Raw genomic sequence first — 17824 nt, forward strand, 5'->3', positions numbered from 1 at the left:
TATAATTTATGTAACCATGTTTCATAGTGTGAAACGAATATGGATACAAGAGGAGCGGTTCACGAATGGAAGACCGTAAATTAACCGTTCGCGCTGTAGAGCGTGCACTTGATATATTGCTGTGTTTTACCGCAGATTCGGATCTTGGCCTAACGGAGATTGCCTCCAAAATTGGTCTACATAAAAGCACGGTTCATCGGCTGCTGACTACGTTGGAGGATCGGGGCTTTGTCGTTCGGAATGCCGAAACGGAAAAATATCGACTTGGCTTCCGCATTTGGGAGCTATCCACACATTTGTCCCAAAGTGACGAGCCGGCGGTGTTGTTACAGCCTGCAATGGAAGGACTGCGTGACCGTCTGGGCGAAACGGTCAGCTTGTACTTACGGGACGGCAACATGCGTATTCGCATACAAGCCGTGCAGAGCAATCAGGCGATCCGCAGGGTTGCGCCTGTGGGTGCGCGTATGCCGCTGGCTGTAGGAGCCTCCAGTAAGGTGCTGGCTGCCTTTATGCCGCCGCAGGAGCTGGAAGCCCTGCTAAGCGGGAATGAATGGCCGCCCTCGGTAGACGCGGAGGTCTATAAAGCCCAGCTGCAGGACATTCGCGAGAAGGGCTATGCGACCAGCTATGAAGAACGGGAGCCAGGGGCCGCTGCTGTGGCCGCACCAATTGTGAACCGGAAGGGACAGGTCACTGCGGCTTTATCTGTATCCGGTCCGGTCAGCCGGCTTGCACCCGAGACGCTACATGACTTTGCTCCGATTTTGATCGAAGCGGCGAAGGAAATGGGGCTTATGCTTCCGTAACAAGAATGAATGCAGTTGAAGCAAGCAAAGTGATTTGGTGAGGAGCGTCTTCTTGCTAAATGGAACCTAGAAGGGTTGCCAAAGCCATAAATTTGAAGTAGTCTGATAAGGATGGCGGGATGTCTGTTATGTCCGCCTCATGTGAATAGAAGTATCGCAGTTACTGGGGGAGCCTGTAATGCCGGGCTGAGATGGAATCGTGTAAGATTCCGGACCCTTTGCACCTGATCTGGATCATACCAGCGTAGGGAAGTAATCGGCCATTGAAATGTATACGCAGCTGCTGTCTACGGTGACGCATTGGAATAGGATTATTCCACATGTGCACGGTCTGGATAGCTGCCTCGTTAGATTAGCCGGTTCCCTCGGGAACCGGCTTTTTTGCATAGATCAGCGCCACCCTGGGAATGGTTCCGGATCGGTGTGTCATTTCATCGAAACAGGAGGAATGGACAATGAAGCCGACAGAAGTAGAAGGAACAAAAGGAACAGAATTTAAATCAGCAGAAGTAAGGTTGGCAGGAACAAGGGAAGTTGGGGTAGAGAAGACAAACGGGGAGCAAGCCAGTGGGGTAACGCCCTTTCCAGGGAGCCGTAAGGTATATATTCAAGGCTCGCGGCCGGACATTGCCGTCCCAGAGCGGGAAATTGCTCTTCATCCTACACATACGCCGCAGGGCACGGAGCATCATGAGCCATTGCGTGTGTACGATACGAGCGGTCCCATGACTGACGAAGCCTATCAGGTCGATATCCGTCAGGGCCTGCCTCCATTACGGCGAGCTTGGGCACTGGAACGGGGCGATGTGGAGGCTTACGAGGGACGCGCCGTCAAACCAGAGGATAATGGACTGAAACCTGGCTCCAAACGGGAGACAGTTGAATTTCCCGGCGTGACCAACCGTCCGCTTCGTGCTTCGCAAGGTCGTACAGTGACGCAAATGCATTATGCACGGCAAGGGATCATTACGCCCGAAATGGAATTTGCGGCGATCCGCGAAGGGGTGGAGCCTGAGTTTGTACGGCAGGAATTGGCGGCTGGACGAGCCATTTTGCCTTCGAATATCAATCACCCGGAAAGTGAGCCGATGGTCATTGGGCGTCATTTTCACGTGAAGATCAATGCGAACATTGGTAATTCTGCGGTTACCTCCTCGATTGAGGAGGAAGTGGAGAAAATGACCTGGGCTGTGCGTTGGGGCTCGGATACAGTTATGGACCTATCCACAGGCCGTAATATCCATACCACACGTGAATGGATCATTCGGAATTCTCCTGTACCGATTGGAACTGTGCCGCTGTATCAGGCACTTGAAAAGGTGAACGGCGAAGCAGAAGCGCTGACGTGGGAGTTGTATCGCGATACGCTGATCGAGCAGGCGGAGCAGGGAGTGGACTATTTTACAATTCATGCGGGTGTATTGCTGCGGTATATACCGATGACGGCGAATAGAATGACGGGAATTGTGTCCCGTGGCGGGTCGATCATGGCAGCCTGGTGCCTTGCGCACCATCAGGAGAATTTTTTGTATACACATTTTGAAGAAATCTGCGAAATTATGAAAGCCTATGATGTGGCCTTTTCTCTCGGGGATGGTCTACGTCCAGGTAGTATCTATGATGCGAATGATGAAGCACAGTTTGCAGAGCTGGAAACGTTGGGCGAGCTAACGCAAATCGCATGGAAGCATGATGTTCAGGTCATGATTGAGGGGCCGGGACATGTCCCTATGCATAAAATCAAAGAGAATGTGGATTTGCAAATGGAGATTTGTAAGGAAGCTCCTTTCTATACCTTGGGACCGCTCACGACGGATATTGCCCCCGGATATGATCATATTACCTCAGCCATCGGGGCGGCGATGATCGGTTGGTTCGGGACGTCCATGCTGTGCTATGTTACGCCTAAGGAGCATTTGGGTCTTCCGAATAAGGATGATGTCCGTGAGGGTGTCATTACCTACAAAATTGCAGCACATGCTGCCGATCTGGCGAAGGGCCATCCACGGGCGCAGCAGCGGGATGATGCTTTGTCCAAGGCACGCTTTGAGTTCCGCTGGCGGGATCAGTTCAATCTGTCGCTTGATCCCGAGCGGGCCTTGTCCTACCATGATGAAACGCTACCAGCAGAGGGAGCCAAGGAAGCACATTTTTGCTCGATGTGCGGCCCCAAATTTTGTAGTATGCGCATCACGCAGGACATTCGCGCCTATGCAGCGGATAAGGGGCTGAACACCGAAGAAGCAGTGGCCGCTGGGATGCGTGAGAAGGCAGAGCAGTATCGGGATGGCGGTCAGTAAAACGAATGTGTGAGTTTAGGAACGCATGAATCAAAAAAAGCCGTGGTTCTCTACAGTCGATGTAGGAAACTACGGCTTTTTGGCTTATGTAAAGCGAGTCATGCAACCGGATAAACGGCGCCTTATTTTTTACCCATTTTTTCATTCAAAATGTCCTGAAAGCTGAGCTTCTTCTCCGAGCTATCTTCTTTCTTCTGCATACTCACCGCGTTGGCACGTTGGTATTGGTGGTGAAAGGGCATCAGGGTGTGGACGGTTAAGTTCATTGTATTCATGTAGATCATTCCTCCAATTCCATATTGTCAAATTCAGATTGAGTTGCTTAGGACGTCTGTATAGGACTATTTGTATGTACTTGATGTCGCAATGCTATGTAGGTTGCTTGGTTATGTTTCAATCATTATACCCACATTTTTTCAAAGTAAAACGCTTTTGACATAAAACAGGAAGATGGTCATGTGTGTTCAAAATGCCGATTAGGAGGATGGTCGTTTTAGGGGAAAATGTGCCTAGGTCTAAAACAAGGGCTTGAGGCCCGTTTTCTTAGTTTAGTAGTCGGGATTGTGTTTTTTTGTCGAATAACCTTGTAAAAGGAGGGTTTTGTGGACTCCTCAAGTCAGGATTGAGGCAGTCTGGTGGCGAATTAAAGTGTCAAAGTTGTATTGACTTTATGTTTGGTAGTAGATACCATGAACTGGTTGTCAGCGTATTTTGACAACAAGAGTCAGCCAATCGATCTGGCGATTCATCCTTTGAAATGTTAGAGAGAGGATTAGAGCATATATGAAAAAATGTATTGCAGACATCGCATTTATTATTCTGGGTGCGTTTTTTTTCGCACTAGCTGTTAATCTGTTTGTGATCCCGAATGAGTTTGGCGAGGGGGGCGTTACAGGGGTCACAATCATCCTGTACTACCTGTTTCAGTGGTCTCCCTCGATCGTTAATCTGGTGATTAATGGCTTGCTGCTGATTGTCGGATATAAATTTTTGGACAAGAGAACGACCTTGTACACTATCATTGCGGTCGCTTTTAACTCGCTGTTTTTACATTTAACAGTCAACTGGCGGATTGATTCGCATGAGCCGACGATTAATGCCGTTTTTGCCGGAGTTTTGGTGGGGGTCGGCATTGGCTTAATCGTACGGGTAGGTGGCACAACGGCGGGAACGGTCATTTTAGCCCGGATTGCCAACAAGTATCTGGATTGGAATATCAGTTATGGCCTGCTGTTTTTTGATTTGATTGTCGCATTCTCTTCCTATTTTATTATTGGCCCGGAAAAATTGATGCTAACTATCGTTATTTTGTACGTTGGTACGAAGGTGATGGACTTCATGATCGAAGGACTGAACCCCAAAAAAGCGGTCATGATTATTTCGGAGCACCAAGATAAAATTGCCGAGATGGTCATTACGAAAATGGATCGTGGAGTTACTGTCCTGTCAGGCCACGGTTATTACACTAAAAATCCAAAAGAAGTGCTGTATATCGTCATTAGTAAACAAGAGGTATCGGCGCTCAAAAAGATAGTGAAAGCCATCGACACAGCAGCGTTTATCACCATTCATGACGTGCGGGACGTGTTCGGAGAAGGTTTTCTGGATATTTCGAAGTAGCTCGCGTGCGAAGGTTAGGTTATAGGAGAACATAGTTGGAAGTCGGTCCTGAGGGATCGACTTTTTTGCTTTGAGATGTTTATTTTAATAATCGAAATAGAGTAGATAGATAATAACTTCTTTTCGAAACAGAAGAAAAGCTATTTTTTGTAAAAAATATTGTGAATGTGACTTTGATCTCTTATTTTTTTGAAAAATATGCATTATGATCTGACAATAATATATATTTTATTAAAATATATTCATTTTTTATATTGAAGTATTATAAATGCACTTACTTCTAAAATCAACTGAGAAACAGTTTCAAGTGAGGTTGTTTTGAGTGGAGAATAACTATGATTTAAAAAAAGAATTTAAAAAGCCGTGGATTCAGATTTCTATTTTATTTATTATATTGCATTTTATAAATTCATTTATTATATTGCCTTCAATGAACCCGCTAAAGCTCCCTTTAGCTTTTTTTATTGTGTCATCAGGAGCGATGATTATCTCTTTTCTTATTGTTGTCTTGTATCCAAAATTCTCGAAACATAGAGAACAATTTTCTGAAAATAATTTGGTTCCATATCGTAAAATATGTTCCAGTGTGTTTGTTGTTCTAAATTTTATTTTTCTTTTTTTAATGTTACTGTATTCAAATGCTATTTACTTCAGTCCCTTAAATATAGTTTTATTGGTTTCAGCGATATCGCACTTAACAGTAGGTATCACATTCACTAAATTAACACCTAACCGTTTAATTGGTTTGAAGTTCCCATGGCTGCTTTCGAATGAAAAGGCATGGAAGAAGACGCATCGTATCTCTGCTTATATTTGGATAGCCTTTGGCTTAATCGGGATCGCTATAGGATTAGGACAAGAAGTTAATGTGTATATGGTGCTCGCTTCTTGTTTACCGACGATGATTAGTTTTGTTACTTCTCTCTTTCTAAGCCATAGGTATAAAAATATAGACTGCTGATATCTGTATAATGCGGATCGATTTAGCATATTAGGGGGATTTCCATGAGAAGTAAATTAAATTTTTCTAATGTATTGTCTTTTCTTATTTCTGTTTTGCCTTTCATTATCTACCTTTTCATGTATCCGAGAATGCCTAGGAATGTAGCAATCCACTACAATTTCAATGATGTGGCTGACCGTTTTGTTGACAAACCCTCCCCTGAGGTATGGTTGTTGTGTGGAATCAGCCTCATATCTTTTATAATTATGCTTATGCTCCAACCCTATTTCAGTCGTCAGTTCAAGAGCGAAGAAGGCTCTGCAATCATGGAAAGCCTGCCTGGTCTCTTCACACTTCTTATAACCCTCGTATTTGCAATCTTGGGTATATGTTTTCTTTTAAAGGCTTGAAGCATGTAAAAAATCCCCTCTCAATGTGCAGTTTCCACTGCATTTGGAGGGGATTTTGTTATTTATACGCTCTTTACTCTTGAATCATTTGACGCAATACGGTTTGCAGAATACCACCGTTGTGGTAGTAGTCGATATCGACGGTGCTGTCCAGACGGGCAATTACCGGGAATTCGAACTTTGTGCCATCCTCGCGTTTAGCCACAACTGTAAGCTCTTGACCAGGCTTCACGTCATTGTTAATGCCGAGGATGTCGAAGGTTTCACGACCATTGAGGCCCAAGCTGGACCAGCCATAGCCTTCCTGGAATTGCAGAGGTAGTACACCCATGCCAACCAGGTTACTGCGGTGAATCCGCTCGAAGCTTTCGGCAATGACAGCCTTAACGCCCAGCAGAAGCGTACCTTTGGCCGCCCAGTCACGAGAGCTGCCTGTGCCGTATTCCTTACCAGCAATGACGATCAGGTTCTGATCGGCTGCCTGATATTTCATGGACGCATCATAGATGGACATTTCCTCATCCGTTGGCAAGTATTTGGTCACGCCGCCTTCAGTACCTGGAGCCACATTGTTGCGGATACGGATGTTGGCGAATGTACCGCGCATCATGACCTCGTGGTTACCGCGACGGGAGCCGTAGGAGTTGAAATCCTTGCGTTCCACGCCATGCTCCTTCAAGTACAGTCCTGCCGGGCTGGAAGGAGCAATGTTGCCTGCTGGTGAGATATGGTCCGTCGTGACCGAATCATTCAACAGGGCAAGCACACGGGCATTACGGATTTCCTTGATATCCTGCACGCCATCCTGAAGTTTTTCAAAGAATGGTGGATTTTGAATATAAGTTGATTTTTCATCCCATTCATACAGTTCGCCTTCAGGAACCGGAATGGAGTTCCATTTTTCATTGGCAGTAAATACATTTTCATATTTGCGACGGAACATATCCGGGCTGAGAGACAGGCTGATGGCTTCCTTGATTTCCTCGGAAGTGGGCCAAATGTCTTTCAGGTAGACAGGCTGATTGTCCTGATCGTAACCGAGCGGATCATTCACCAAATCAATGTTCACTGTACCTGCCAGCGCATAAGCGACAACCAGTGGCGGTGAGCCGAGATAGTTGGCTTTGACCTGCGCATGCACACGGCCTTCAAAGTTCCGGTTACCGGAAATAACTGCGCCAACCGTTAAATCATGGTCTGTGATAGCTTGACTCACTTCGTCAGGAAGTGGGCCGGAGTTACCGATACAGGTTGCGCAGCCGTAGCCTGCTACATGGAAGCCGAGGGCTTCGAGCGGTCCGATTAATCCCGCTTTTTGCAGGTATTCCGTCACGACGAGGGAGCCTGGCGTCAAGCTTGTTTTAACATAGCCTGGCTTTTTGAGCCCACGCTGCACTGCCTTTTTGGCCAGCAAGCCCGCACCGAGCATAACGCTTGGATTGGAGGTATTCGTGCAGCTTGTGATAGCCGCAATAACGACTGCTCCTGTACCTAACTCGCTGGTGGAGCCGTCCGGATGGGTCAGCGGAATCTTCTGTGCGATTTTTTCATCGCTCAGTCCATAGCCGCCCTTGTCCACCGGGGTACGAATAATGCCTTCAAACGTTTCTTTCATGCGGCCAAGCTCAACACGGTCCTGCGGACGTTTGGGTCCGGCGAGACTCGGTACAACCGAAGCTAGATCCAGCTCAATGGTATCGCTGAACACAGGGTCCGGTGTATCGGATGTGCGGAACATGCCTTGGGCCTTGTAATATTCCTCTACGAGGCTTACTTGCTCATCGGAACGTCCAGTGCTGCGCAGGTAGGCCAGTGTTTCCGCATCGACCGGGAAGAAACCAATCGTTGCGCCGTATTCCGGTGCCATGTTGGCAACTGTCGCACGGTCAGCCAAGCTGATGTTAGCCAGACCAGGCCCGTAAAACTCTACGAATTTGCCGACTACGCCTTTTTTACGCAGCATTTGTGTAACAGTGAGCGCCAGATCGGTGGCGGTAGAGCCTTCCGTCAGACTGCCTGTCAGCTTGAAGCCAATCACATCGGGAGTGACAAAATACAGCGGTTGCCCCAGCATACCCGCCTCTGCCTCAATCCCGCCGACACCCCAGCCAACAACACCAAGGCCGTTAATCATCGTGGTATGGGAGTCTGTTCCTACGAGGGAATCTGGAAAGACGACCGTTTCACCGTCAATGGTTTTGGTAGCGGCAACGGAGGCGAGATATTCCAGATTGACCTGATGGACGATACCTGTGGATGGCGGAACGGCGCGGAAGTTGTTGAACGCCGTTTGCGCCCAGCGCAGAAAACGGTACCGCTCCTCGTTACGTTCAAACTCTACATTAATGTTGTAATCCAGCGCATCACTGGTACCGAAAGCATCGACCATGACCGAGTGGTCGATAACGAGATCGACGGGAACGAGCGGATTGATTTGCTTCGGGTCCCCGCCTGCTTTTTTCACCGTATCACGCATAGCTGCCAAATCGACAACCACGGGGACACCGGTAAAATCCTGTAGCACGATGCGTGCAGGAATGAACGGAATCTCCTTGTTGGTGTCCCGATCCTCAGCCCAGCCTGTCAGCTGCTGTACATGTTCTTCAGTGATGGCGCGTCCGTCAAATTGGCGAACCGCGGCTTCCAGCAACACTTTAATGGAGAAAGGCAGCTTGGCGATACCGCTTTTTCCTTGTTCCTCCAGTGCCTTAAGACTGTAGTAGCGATAAGGCTTCCCGTTAACTTCCAGACTACGGGCGATGGAGAATTGATCTTTTCCTGACATAAGTATTACCTCCTTGAAGTGAATGCTTGGGGGAAAATAGGGATGTCGTTTTTTCGACGTCTTGCCCAGTTGGTTTAAATTGGTTGCGTTCTCAATTACATCTTCAGTGCTTCTTAACGTGTTAGAGGTTGTGATGAATGCAATTTGTTTCATTAGATGAAACGTGATTTCAAAATGATTGCTTTTGGATTAAGTATACCGTTTTCAGACAGTTCCGTAAAGTTTTTTTGGCCTAAATGATGCGTTGCAGATTGGAAAATAAAACGTCCCGCTCCCTCGCGTTTCGATGTTCATACCAAGCTTTAGAGATTCATACTTATAGATAGAGAGCATTTCAGACCAGAGAGGCAAGAAAGGAAGTTATACATCATTCCGGTTATCCCCGGAAAAGGATAGCGGGACGAATATGGAGGGATTGGGATGGGGGAGCGGGAATGGAAACAGGCCCTTTTTGCTTACGTGAATCAATACAATCGCAGTGAAGTGAATGGTGTACCGCAGCCGGATGAGTATCTGGAGGTGGGGCAGCGGATGGAACGAGCAGCACGTGCGGCCAGATTGGAGCAGTGGTACAACGAACGGGATGCTGTTCCCCTACGCAGCGAGACACGCGCCAAGCCGCTACGAATGGTGCAGGATACGCCGGATGAGGCTGTGGTAGATGTACAACTGCATGTCCGACTCTTTTATGAGAAGGGCGGGATGACTCACCGGGAGGATCGGATTGAACGGGAGCGTCTGACGTTCACACGCGAGGGTGAAGCCTGGCAGGTAGCGAGAATTGAGCGAGATCCGGCAGAAAGGAAGCCAGCGGGGGGAGAGGTTCCTTTTGAACAGGCTTCGTTTAATCAGGGAGGGAGTTTGCCGCTGCTGAATCGCGGTGTGCTGGGCTTTGGTACGTCCGCACGTCCCAGCCGATATCGCCGTGAAGAAGCAGCGGCTTATGCAGATCAGTGGTGGGATAGCTTTAACCCAGAGTTTGAAGGTTTTGATGTGGATTGCACCAATTATATCTCGCAATGCCTCTTTGCAGGGGGCGCACCGATCCACTATACTGGTAAAAGAGAATCGGGCTGGTGGTATAAAGGACGGGTCGCCGGACGTGAGCTGTGGAGCTACAGTTGGGCAGTTTCCAACAGTCTGGAGCGGTATTTGGGCTCCAGCTCATGGGGTTTGACTGCTGAGCAGGTGAGTCGACCGGAGCAGCTCATGCTGGGGGACGTCATTTTTTACGATTGGGATGGTGACGGAACCTTTCAGCACAGCACGGTGGTAACGGCCTTTGATGCGGGCGGCATGCCGCTAGTCAATGCGCATACGGTAAGCTCCAGACATCGTTATTGGGACTATAAAAATTCGTATGCGTGGACCGACAACACGGTATATCGCTTTTATCACATCGCCGACTATTTTTAAATGAGATGATGGATAACAGGTATAGTGACGCAAATCAGTCATAATGACGAAAGTAGGAAAGCGGAGGATAGGCATGGCAAATCAAAAATTGACCGTAGGGCTGGTGTACGGTGGCAAATCGGGCGAACATGAGGTTTCGCTGCAAACGGCGTATGCGGTAATGAACGCATTTAACTATGAGAAATACGAGATTATTCCTTTTTATATTACGAAGGCTGGCGATTGGCGTAGAGGGGCGCTATTAAGCGCTCCTCTGGCTTCTGTAGAGCAATTGAAGCTGGAACGTGCAGAGGGCGGTACCAAGGCGGCATTAGATACGTTGTTCGGCAAGCTGTACGGAGAGCAGACGCTGGATGTGCTGTTTCCGTTGCTGCACGGCACCTTTGGCGAGGACGGAACGATTCAGGGTCTGTTCGAAATGGCGGATATGCCTTATGTCGGTGCAGGAGTGTTGGCTTCGGCAGCAGGTATGGATAAAGGCGTCATGAAGAAGCTGTTTGAGCATGCAGGATTGCCGCAAGTGAAATACTGTTATTTTAATAGTACACAGTGGGCCCAAACCAGTCATGATCTGGTACGTAATATGGAAACCGAGCTAGGTTATCCTTGCTTTGTCAAACCGGCCAATCTGGGATCAAGTGTCGGTATTTCCAAAGCCAGCAACCGAGAAGAGCTGGAAAAGGCTGTAGATCTGGCTTTGCAATTTGACCTGAAGGTGATTGTCGAGGAGTACGTCGATGCCCGTGAGATTGAGGTCAGCGTACTTGGCAATGACGAGCCGATTGCCTCGGTACCGGGTGAAATTGTATCGTCGAGTGATTATTATGATTATGCTGCCAAATATACGGATGGCCAATCGGAAATGCTTATTCCGGCACCGTTGGATGAGGAAGTGGCAGATCGGATTCGTGAAGCCGCATTACAAGCATTCCGCGCGCTGGAAGGCTGCGGGATTTCCCGTGCCGATTTCTTCGTCAGACGCTCGGACGGACATATTCTTATTAATGAAGTGAATACGATGCCTGGTTTTACACCGTTCAGTATGTATCCATTACTGTGGAGAGAAACTGGCGTATCCTATACAAGTCTGCTGGATCGCATGATTGCTCTTGCACTGGAGCGTTATGAGCGCAGGTCGGCACTGCACTACGAGAACTCATAAACGAAACAAAGGGGAGCTGATCACTCTCCTTTTTGTTCATATATGGCACTTACTTGAGCATTTCACTCAACCCTTAATGATGAAAGGTGGCGGCTACACATGGGCTTTCAAACTGAATTTAACTCCGTGTGCAAATTCAAGAGCGAACAAGAGCTTTACGAACTGCTGGAATACGGACGTGGCAAAATGGTTAAATCCGGGCTGCGCGTGTTTCCGACAGGCCAGAAGGTCATTGCTTACAGCGTGGACAACGTGGCAGTAGCCATCGTGCAGATTGTGGGCTGTATCGCCGAAATTAATTTCCAGGGCGATGAAGTGACCGAAGTTGAAATGATCCTCATTCGTAAGCTGAATGAAGAGGAATCAAGAATTCAGACCGCATTGGCGGATGAAATGTTTTTTGGAGCACAGCAGCAATCCTAGCTGTTTGCTTCTTGCAATTTGTGCGATAACACCGAATCAGCATGTGCTTTTCCGGGTATGATCAGTAGAAAAGGGTTTTAGGTCACAGAACGAAAGCGGCCTTACCATCTACTGCGAACTACTGAAAGGAAGACACCCTATGATCGTAAGGTTAGGTTATGTAGCCATGTCGGTTACCGTGCAAAATGCATCCCCCTCTAAAACCATGACGATGGCCAGCTTTAACAAGATTGGAGACCGAGAAGCTGCGATCCGCAAGCTAGAACGGATAGCAGCCGAAAATCTCCATAATACATTGAGGCTGCTACGCCATAATCGTGCTAGTGATATCCAGGTCTATCGTTTCTCATCCAAGCTGATTCCGCTCGCGACCCATCAGGATCTGCGGGATTGGGACCCGTTTCAGGCGCTTGCTACTGACTTCGCAGAGGTTGGGAACTATGTCAAGGCGAATAGGATGAGGGTATCGTTTCATCCCGATCATTTTACAGTGTTAAGCACTCCCCGTCCTGAGGTGTTGGAGAGCTCCATTAATGACTTGAAGTACCACAAAGCGATGCTGGAGGCCATGGGGCTCGGTGCCGAAGCCAAGAACAACATTCATATTGGTGGTGCATACGGAGATAAGGTGACCTCAGGCCAGCGTTTTGTAGAGCAGGTTAGTGCTCTGGATCTTTCGTTAAGAGAACGTTTGACGCTGGAAAATGATGATAAAACATTCAATGCGGTGGAAACACTGGAAGCTTGCAAAATAACGGGCTTGCCGATGGTTCTCGATATTCATCATCAATGGGTCAATAACGAGGGTGAGAAGCCGTGGGAGCTATGGCCAGACATATTGAATACCTGGAAAGGGGAATTGGCCCAAGCCGGATCTTCTACTGATCATCCATTGCCGCCCAAAATTCATGCCTCCAGTCCCAAAAGTGAAAAAGACCCTCGTGGTCATGCAGACGGTGTTCTGGTGGAGCCGTTGCTGACCTTTCTGCGCAATATTGCTGGATATACGGATCGGATTGATGTCATGCTTGAAGCCAAGCTTAAGGATGAAGCGTTATTCGGATTGATGAATGAACTGCGTCTTCAGGAAGATAATGGGGTCAAAGTGCTGGATGGGGCTTCCGTAGAAATTATGCCTTAGAAAGTAGTATTTTGCGGATAAAGCTCTCATTTGGGGAAACTTTATGCAGTTTATTGTGTATACTAGAATGTGTAAACTAGCAAACTTGTACTGAAACAGAGATGGTTAAGAGACTGTGCTGTAGGCCAGCTTCGTAAACCACGTAACAATGATATAGAAAGTAGAGTGAACACGTTGAACGAACATGAAAACGAAAAGGTTCCCTATATCGTATCAGGAAAAAGCTATACGGCCGTGGCTATTAACGCGGCATCCAAAGCCGGGGAATGGATTAAGAGCAAGCTGGGAACTGTTGAACATTTGAATACCAAACAGTCTCCTACGGATCTAGTGACCGAGGTAGATAAAGGTGCAGAACAGATGATTCGCAGACTGATTCTGACCCATTTTCCCGATCATGCGATTTTGGGTGAAGAAGGTGTAGAGCCGGGAGCCGAAGCTTCGGCCCGCGCACTAGAGGCTGCCCGTGAAGAGGAATATTTATGGATTATTGATCCGGTAGATGGCACGACCAATTTTGTACACAGTCTGCCGTATTACAGTGTGTCTATTGCCTTGGCCCATCGTGGAGAGGTGATTGTCGGGGTTATTTATGATCCGTCCCGTGATGAAATGTTTGTAGCGGAAAAAGGAAAAGGCGCATATGTGCATGGTAATCGCATGCAAGCCTCAAGAGAAGAAACACTGGGAGATAGTCTGGTGTGCATCGGCTTCCCGCCAGATCGTACGTATGCACAACCGCTAAATATGAAAATCACGCAGGTTCTTACACCTCAGGTACGCGGCATTCGGGCGCTGGGCTCGGCAGCATTGCATCTGGCTTATGTGGCGTCGGGACGGTTATCGGCCTATTGCGAAATTGGTTTGAATGCGTGGGATGTAGCAGCGGGCGCTTTGCTGGTGCAGGAATCAGGCGGTACCATTACCGATACATTGGGCAGACCTTATGACCTGAGTGTACGGCATATTGCAGCTACGAATACAGCTATTCATTCTCAACTTATTCAAGTGCTGAAAGAAGCAGACGCAACCGGGTTATAATTCTACGTAGGGACCATCACCCTAAAGGAGGAAATCGCGATGAGTCAATCCGAAGAATTGGAACGCCAGCTCAGTGAACTGCTGACGGAAGGCGAAATTCGTGAGAATGAGGCCCAAAAGCGGGAACGGCTCAGCCCTAAATATGAGGTGCGGGTTCAGACTCATATCGATCCCATTGTTGAGGAAACGCGTAAATACCGGAGTATGGCACGGGAACTTGATGACCGATACGACGAATATATGAGCAAGGCGGACAAATCGAAACCAACCGATCAACGCTAAGCAAATGCAAATACCTCTTGCCGAATGACCAAGGCATGGGGTATTTTGTATGTTATAAAGGAGGCGACAATCACTGATTACCTACTTTAAAAGCGCTTACAAAAATGCTGGAATCCATCATAAAATGGTACTGCTGATCACGGTGCTTATGCTGGTTAATTTTGCAGTTGTTGCAGTCATACTTAAGTACGTATTTCACATTTATGATAATCAAATGTACAAAAAAACATCCGAAGTACTCAATATTTCTTCAATCGGTATAGAAAATGAGCTGAAGGATGTGGAAAAAGTTACTTTCAAGGTAACAACGGACGAGCAGCTTCAACGTTATTTGCTGCAATTGGAAAAAGAGAAATCCCCTTATGCCAAAATGGTGCTGCGTAAAAAAATAACGAATAGGCTTGTCGCCTTTGCCGGCTCTGAAACCTATGTCTATTCTATGATGGTCATCGACAAAGAGGGACAGGTCATGAGTGCGGGCAACCGCGAAGGTATTCCCCAAGAGCTTCGATCCACCCTGTCGGAGCTGGCAGACGAACATGACGGTTCCAATGCATGGTATGCCGCAGGTCATTCCTCCTTGCTGGCAGCTCGGCAGTTCAAATCCTTTACCGATTCCAATTTTACGCTGAATGGGCTCGGAACGCTTGCGATTCGTGTACGAATTGACCGGATTGTAGCGGACCGTGTGCAAACCTCCGGTCGTGACGGACAACTGATGATTACAGATGGAAGGCGGATGATTTATCCCGAAACACCACTTTTGAGTGAGAGTGATATTCAGGCCGAGCTGGGCCGGAAGCAGCCTTACGGGATTGCGACCTACTCAGGAGGAACCTTTTTCGCTGCTCAAATCAAATCTTCTTATACGGATTGGACGTATTTGCATATGACCCCCTTCGATGATATGTTTCGCAGCATTACGATTATCAAAGAAGTTGTAAGCGCTATTTTTGTCATTATGCTTCTTATCGCATTGGCTCTGGGGGCTAGATTGTCAGGGAGCATTACCAAACCGATCGTTCAATTAATCCAGAACATGCGTAAAATAGAAAAAGGCGATCTCGACCGTTTGGAAGAGGAAGCACTTGGTGCGGTCCCCCTTTCCACACAGGATGAGGTAGGCTTGCTTCATCGAACGTACAAGAAAATGATTCGCCGCATTCGTGAGCTCATTAATGAGAATGTTGCCAAGCAGCTATTACTGCGGGAAACAGAGCTAAAGGCGCTCCAGGCCCAGATTAATCCACATTTTTTATACAATACATTAGAGTCCGTGAACTGGCTCGCCAAGGCCAATAAACAGGACCGGATTTCAGAGATGGTGGAAGCACTTGCTTTTCTACTGCGCAGTGCGGTCAGTTTTGAGGAGCAGCTGATTCCGCTTCGAAAAGAGCTGGATATTGTAAGGAGCTACGTAACGATCCAAAAAACACGTTTTGATGAACGTCTCGTTTTCCATCTGGATATTCCGGAAGAACTGATGGATGCACAAATTCCGAAGCTAACGCTTCAGCCCTTGGTGGAGAATGCCATTCATTATGCGCTGGAGCCGCGAATTGAACCCTGTCAGATTGCTATTATTGCGAGAGAAAGCGAGGGGGCTCTATTTCTGCGAGTTGAAGATGACGGACCGGGAATGACGCCGGATTTCTTGGAAAAGCTGCGAAGCGGGCAGGTTACGACTCGTGGGCAGGGCATTGGACTTACGAATATTCAGGAACGGATTAACCTGACATTTGGTACACCTTGGGGGATAGAGCTGCATAGCGAGTCAGGAACAGGAACGTCGATTCATGTCTGTATTCCATATGTGAAAGGGGATCAGGGTCGTGTACAAGGTGCTACTGGTTGATGATGAGCGTATGATTTTGGAAGGCATATCACAGGTGGTTGATTGGGGGAAAGCGGGCACGAGATTGGTTGGCACGGCACGTAACGGGATTGAGGCTTATGATCAGATTCAAGCCAGCCCACCTGATTTTGTGATTAGCGACATCTCTATGCCAGGACTAGACGGTATCGGACTGGTTGCCAAAACGACGGAGCATTTTCCAGACGTCCGTTTCATTCTGTTGTCTGGCTACAAAGATTTTGACTATGCCTGTCGGGCCATGCAATACGGGGTGAAGCACTACTTGTTGAAGCCATGCAATGAGCGGCAAATTCATGAGGCTCTGACCGAGTTGGGACAGGAGCGGGAGGAGCAGGAAGAACGCAAGCAGTTTGTAAACCGGATGAAGCTAGATTTTCAGCGTATGCTGCCTCATGTGAAGGAACACTTTTTGAAGGAGTTTATTTCCTATAAAACTTACGGTAGCCGCGATATCGCATTTTATGAGCGGTTATTCGGACTTGAATTGCAAGATAAGCAGGTTCGAATGCTGCTGCTGCGGGTGGAGGAATCCCATGAGCCGGAGCATTTATTTGCATTGCAAAATATAGCGGCAGATTTGATGGATGATGTCTTGCTCAGTACGACCATGCAGGGACAATTGCTCATCGTGCTGGAAAGCGAGGATGATACGTCACGGTTTATGAAACAGATTGAAGCGGTACGTGCGACATTTCATCGCTTTTACAAACTGGAGGTAACGGTCGCAGTTAGTGAGTCGGATAGTATGCAGCATTCACGGGGGATGTACCGGGAGACACTGCATTGTATGAATCACCGTTTTTACACCGGGGAGGGCAGTCTGATTACGAAAGAGGATTTAGCGACTGAGGATACCCGGGAGATGGCAGATTTGGAGCTGGACGAGGAAAAGTTCGGTCTGCTGATCAAGGCTGGAAATACGGTGGAGGTTGCACAGGAAGTGGATCGGTTATTCGGTATTTTGTCCCGGATGAAGCTGGAAATCTCTGTGACCCGCTCTTATGTGCTTCAGCTCTATGCCGCTATGATCCGTATATGCCCTGAAGAAGAGCGTGCGGCGTTTACGAGCCGAATGGTGGTGCTGGCAGAGCAAAAAACGCTGGCATGTCTCAAATCTTTTGTACAGGAAGCTGCCGAACGAATGACCGCAATCTATTATAAAAGTAATGTGTATCGCCAATCTTCTACCGTTGATAAAATGATCACTATTATTGAGCAAAACTATAGAAAATCCGATTTGTCGCTGAACGGAGTGGCAGGTCAAATGCTGTATATGAATTCCGACTATTTAGGGAAGATTTTCAAAAAGGTGACGGGGGAAAACTTCTCACACTACGTCAATCGTTATCGGATCGAACGTGCGGCTGAGCATATTCGAGAGACAGGAGATGTAAAGGTGTTTGAGCTGGCCGAATGGTTCGGCTTCGGCGGGAACGCGCAATATTTTAGCCAGGTGTTCAAAAAATGGGCGGGTATGACGCCTTCCGAGTACATTAAATCACATGAACGGGGATGAGCTGATGGAGTCCCACTGTTTTTTAAACCCAGGAAACCTGATTTGTGTATTCCAATGCTTCTCAGATTTTGGGAAAATAACAACAGGAGCTAATGTAAAC

At 47.7% G+C, this 17824-nt stretch carries 15 protein-coding genes and 1 riboswitch; of the genes, 13 read left to right on the forward strand and 2 right to left on the reverse strand.

All coding sequences use genetic code 11. The features are described from left to right. Positions 1 to 65: 65 nt before the first annotated feature. Together G9G53_RS24270 and thiC are read left to right on the forward strand one after the other, a co-directional pair. Positions 66 to 809: an IclR family transcriptional regulator gene (locus G9G53_RS24270; RefSeq protein WP_165150762.1), complete on the forward strand. Its 744-nt coding sequence runs from the start codon at positions 66 to 68 to the stop codon at positions 807 to 809. A 155-nt stretch (positions 810 to 964) separates the two neighbouring features. Continuing rightward, a riboswitch (TPP riboswitch) is annotated at positions 965 to 1077 on the forward strand. Between the two features lie 187 nt (positions 1078 to 1264). Next, on the forward strand, positions 1265 to 3109 hold the full coding sequence (thiC, locus tag G9G53_RS24275; protein ID WP_069011280.1) for a phosphomethylpyrimidine synthase ThiC: 1845 nt from the start codon (positions 1265 to 1267) through the stop codon (positions 3107 to 3109). A gap of 122 nt (positions 3110 to 3231) precedes the next feature. Here thiC and G9G53_RS24280 read toward each other — a convergent pair whose 3' ends face one another. Next, complete coding sequence (locus tag G9G53_RS24280; RefSeq protein ID WP_010348453.1) at positions 3232 to 3384, reverse strand: hypothetical protein; 153 nt, start codon at positions 3382 to 3384, stop codon at positions 3232 to 3234. Positions 3385 to 3892: 508 nt separating this feature from the next. Here G9G53_RS24280 and G9G53_RS24285 point away from each other — a divergent pair. From G9G53_RS24285 to G9G53_RS24295, 3 genes are all read left to right on the forward strand, one after another. Further along, positions 3893 to 4729: a YitT family protein gene (locus tag G9G53_RS24285; RefSeq protein ID WP_029515776.1), complete on the forward strand. Its 837-nt coding sequence runs from the start codon at positions 3893 to 3895 to the stop codon at positions 4727 to 4729. 322 nt (positions 4730 to 5051) lie between these two features. Then, the gene (locus G9G53_RS24290) at positions 5052 to 5690 is read left to right on the forward strand and encodes an SdpI family protein (RefSeq protein ID WP_029515775.1); all 639 of its coding nucleotides are present in this window, start codon (positions 5052 to 5054) and stop codon (positions 5688 to 5690) included. Positions 5691 to 5734: 44 nt separating this feature from the next. After that, positions 5735 to 6082, forward strand: a complete 348-nt coding sequence (locus G9G53_RS24295) for a DUF1648 domain-containing protein (RefSeq protein WP_029515774.1) — start codon at positions 5735 to 5737, stop codon at positions 6080 to 6082. A gap of 73 nt (positions 6083 to 6155) precedes the next feature. On the opposite strand, the gene acnA is transcribed toward G9G53_RS24295, so the two are convergent. After that, complete coding sequence (gene acnA / locus G9G53_RS24300; RefSeq protein WP_029515773.1) at positions 6156 to 8867, reverse strand: aconitate hydratase AcnA; 2712 nt, start codon at positions 8865 to 8867, stop codon at positions 6156 to 6158. Positions 8868 to 9287: 420 nt separating this feature from the next. Between acnA and G9G53_RS24305 the strand changes: the two genes are divergently transcribed. From G9G53_RS24305 to G9G53_RS24340, 8 genes are all read left to right on the forward strand, one after another. After that, the gene (locus tag G9G53_RS24305; protein ID WP_029515772.1) at positions 9288 to 10283 is read left to right on the forward strand and encodes an amidase domain-containing protein; all 996 of its coding nucleotides are present in this window, start codon (positions 9288 to 9290) and stop codon (positions 10281 to 10283) included. 73 nt (positions 10284 to 10356) lie between these two features. After that, the gene (locus tag G9G53_RS24310; RefSeq protein WP_029515771.1) at positions 10357 to 11445 is read left to right on the forward strand and encodes a D-alanine--D-alanine ligase; all 1089 of its coding nucleotides are present in this window, start codon (positions 10357 to 10359) and stop codon (positions 11443 to 11445) included. A gap of 99 nt (positions 11446 to 11544) precedes the next feature. Then, positions 11545 to 11868 (forward strand): hypothetical protein, encoded by a 324-nt coding sequence (locus G9G53_RS24315; RefSeq protein ID WP_007428793.1) that lies wholly within the window; start codon positions 11545 to 11547, stop codon positions 11866 to 11868. Between the two features lie 139 nt (positions 11869 to 12007). Continuing rightward, on the forward strand, positions 12008 to 13009 hold the full coding sequence (gene uvsE, locus G9G53_RS24320; RefSeq protein ID WP_029515770.1) for a UV DNA damage repair endonuclease UvsE: 1002 nt from the start codon (positions 12008 to 12010) through the stop codon (positions 13007 to 13009). A gap of 174 nt (positions 13010 to 13183) precedes the next feature. Continuing rightward, the gene (locus G9G53_RS24325; RefSeq protein WP_029515769.1) at positions 13184 to 14050 is read left to right on the forward strand and encodes an inositol monophosphatase family protein; all 867 of its coding nucleotides are present in this window, start codon (positions 13184 to 13186) and stop codon (positions 14048 to 14050) included. Between the two features lie 39 nt (positions 14051 to 14089). Continuing rightward, a complete protein-coding gene (locus G9G53_RS24330; protein ID WP_029515768.1) occupies positions 14090 to 14332 on the forward strand; it encodes a hypothetical protein in 243 nt (80 codons plus the stop codon). A 124-nt stretch (positions 14333 to 14456) separates the two neighbouring features. Then, a complete protein-coding gene (locus G9G53_RS24335) occupies positions 14457 to 16187 on the forward strand; it encodes a sensor histidine kinase (protein WP_209018226.1) in 1731 nt (576 codons plus the stop codon). Next, positions 16165 to 17724, forward strand: a complete 1560-nt coding sequence (locus tag G9G53_RS24340; protein WP_165150763.1) for a response regulator transcription factor — start codon at positions 16165 to 16167, stop codon at positions 17722 to 17724. Before G9G53_RS24335 ends, G9G53_RS24340 begins: the two co-directional genes overlap by 23 nt. Positions 17725 to 17824 lie beyond the last annotated feature (100 nt).

The sequence above is a fragment of the Paenibacillus sp. EKM206P genome, from assembly GCF_011066155.1.
Classification (GTDB): Bacteria; Bacillota; Bacilli; order Paenibacillales; family Paenibacillaceae; genus Paenibacillus; species Paenibacillus polymyxa_D.